This window comes from Streptomyces fuscigenes, from assembly GCF_021556455.1.
GTDB classification, from domain to species: Bacteria; Actinomycetota; Actinomycetes; order Streptomycetales; family Streptomycetaceae; genus Streptomyces; species Streptomyces fuscigenes.
In genome coordinates this window covers 1-2,489 of record NZ_JAKGCV010000623.1, presented here as the reverse complement: position 1 = coordinate 2,489, position 2,489 = coordinate 1, and the positions used below count along the sequence as shown (strand labels likewise).

3 protein-coding genes are annotated in these 2,489 nt (G+C 72.9%); all 3 read left to right on the top strand.

Annotated features, from left to right (window positions below; genetic code table 11):
* Positions 1 to 82 precede the first annotated feature (82 nt).
* The 3 genes from L1885_RS27075 (at position 83) to nusB (ending at position 2,277) form a co-directional block, all read left to right on the top strand.
* Positions 83 to 1,198, top strand: a complete 1,116-nt coding sequence (locus tag L1885_RS27075; RefSeq protein ID WP_235799792.1) for a M24 family metallopeptidase — start codon at positions 83 to 85, stop codon at positions 1,196 to 1,198.
* An 81-nt stretch (positions 1,199 to 1,279) separates the two neighbouring features.
* A complete protein-coding gene (gene efp / locus L1885_RS27070; protein WP_235799791.1) occupies positions 1,280 to 1,846 on the top strand; it encodes an elongation factor P in 567 nt (188 codons plus the stop codon).
* 2 nt (positions 1,847 to 1,848) lie between these two features.
* Positions 1,849 to 2,277 carry a transcription antitermination factor NusB gene (gene nusB, locus L1885_RS27065; protein WP_235799790.1) on the top strand — a complete coding sequence of 143 codons (429 nt, stop codon included), beginning with the start codon at positions 1,849 to 1,851 and terminating at the stop codon, positions 2,275 to 2,277.
* Positions 2,278 to 2,489 lie beyond the last annotated feature (212 nt).

Below are 2,489 nucleotides of genomic sequence, written 5' to 3'. Positions count from 1 at the left end.
CGAGCGGCCCCGTCCGGGCGCCCGCACCCCGGTCGGACGCGCACGACCGGCCGGACCGCGGCCCCGCTCGTACGCTCGGACCATGTCAGAGGTGTACGCGGCCCGTCGTACCCGGCTGCGCGACCGGTACGGCGCCTCCCACGGCGCCGCGGCCCTGGTCTGCGGCCACGCCAACGTGCGCTACCTCGCCGGTGGCGCCCCACCCGGTGCGGTGCTGCTGCTCGCGCCGGACCAGGACGTGCTGCTGTGCCCGCCCGCGCCCGCGCAGGAGTCCCCGGCCGGACGCACCGACGATGCGCTGCGGCTCGTCGAGGCGGGCGAGAGCGGCGATCCCGCCGTCGCGGCGGCCCGCCTGCTGCACACGGGCGGTGCGGGCACGGCGGCGCAGTCCCTCGCCGTGGAGGAGGACCACCTGACGGTCTCGCGGCACCGGGCGCTCGGCGCGGCCGCGCCCGGGCTGGCCCTCACCGACCTCGCGGGCGCCGTGGAGCAGCTGCGCGTGGTCAAGGACGAGGAGGAGGTCTCCCGCCTGCGCATCGCCGCGGAGATCGCCGACCAGGCCCTGGGCGAACTGCTGGAGTCGATCCTCGTCGGGCGCACCGAGCGGCACCTCGCGCTGGAACTGGAGCGCCGGCTCGTCGACCACGGCGCGGACGGGCGCGCCTTCCCGACCTCGGTCGCCACCGGCCCCCACTCGGGGCGCCGGATCCACCGGCCGACCGACCGCAGGGTCGAGGAGGGCGACTTCCTCACGGTCGGGCTCGGCGCGCAGTACCGCGGCTACCGGTGCAGCGTCGCGCGGACCTTCGTCATCGGGACGTCGCCGGCGGACTGGCAGATCGAGTTGTACGAGCTCGTCTTCGCCGCGCAGCGCGCCGGCCGGGAGGCGCTCCTGCCCGGCGTGGGCTGCCGCGACGTGGACCGCACGGTGCGGCAGCGGCTCGTCGCGGCGGGCCACGGGGAGGGCCTCGACGCGTGCACGGGCCACGGTGTGGGCCTCGAAATCATGGAGGAGCCGCAGTTGGCACCCGCGTCCATGGGTAAACTGGACGCTTGCGTGCCGGTCACCGTCGGACCTGGGGTCCACCTCCCGGGCCGGGGCGGCGTCCGGATCGATGACACGCTCGTCGTCCGCCCCGAGGCGGACGGCGGACCCGAGCTACTCACCATCACGACCAAGGAGCTGCTCGCGCTCTAGGACCCCTCCTCGTACGGGGGCCGGGGCCCGGGAGCGGCGCACCCCTGGTCCCACCTGCTTCAGTCCAGGAGATCCGCAACCGTGGCATCCACCAACGACCTCAAGAACGGTTTGGTGCTCAAGCTCGACGGAGACCAGCTCTGGTCCGTCGTCGAGTTCCAGCACGTGAAGCCCGGCAAGGGCCCGGCCTTCGTGCGCACCAAGCTCAAGAACGTGCTGTCCGGCAAGGTGGTCGACAAGACCTTCAACGCCGGCGTGAAGGTCGAGACGGCCAACGTCGACCGCCGCGACATGCAGTTCTCGTACATGGACGGCGAGTACTTCGTGTTCATGGACATGGGCACGTACGACCAGATCCACGTCAGCCGCGCGGTCGTCGGCGATGCCGCGAACTTCCTGCTGGAAGGGTTCGAGGGCACGGTCGCCATGTACGAGGGCAACCCCCTGTACGTCGAGCTCCCCGCCGCGGTCGAGCTCGTCATCGAGCACACCGACCCGGGTGTCCAGGGCGACCGCTCCACCGGCGGCACCAAGCCGGCGAAGCTGGAGACGGGCTACGAGATCGGCGTCCCGCTCTTCATCTCGACGGGCGAGAAGATCAAGGTCGACACGCGTTCCGGCGAGTACCTCGGCCGGGTGAACAGCTAACCGTGGCCGCTCGGAACAACGCCCGGAAACGCGCGTTCCAGATCCTCTTCGAGGCCGACCAGCGCGGCGAGTCCGTCGGGAACGTCATGGCCGACTGGATCCGGCACGCCCGGTCCGACGACCGCCAGCCTCCCGTGACGGAATACACGATGGAACTCGTCGAGGGCTACGCCGCACAGGCGACGCGGATCGACGAGCTGATCTCGACCTACGCGGTGGGCTGGACGCTCGACCGCATGCCGGTCGTGGACCGCAACATCGTCCGTCTCTCCGCGTACGAGCTGATCTGGGTCGACGGCACGCCGGACGCTGTCGTGATCGACGAGGCGGTGCAGCTCGCCAAGGAGTTCTCGACCGACGAGTCGCCGTCCTTCGTCAACGGCCTGCTCGGCCGGTTCAAGGACCTCAAGCCGAGCCTGCGCCGCGCCTGACGGCTTCCCGGGTCCGGGTGCGGCTGCGCCGCCGCCCGGTCCTGCGGCCCACCGGCCCGTGGTGTGCCGGGCGTCCTCACGGACGTCCCCGCCACGGGCCGCGGTGCGTCCGGGAGCGGCGTCCAGAGGCGGCGTCCTGCGGGCCCCGCGGCCGCGTACGGGCCTCTCGGCGGCCGCCGGCCCGCCATGCGGCCACCGGGCGCCCGGGCGCG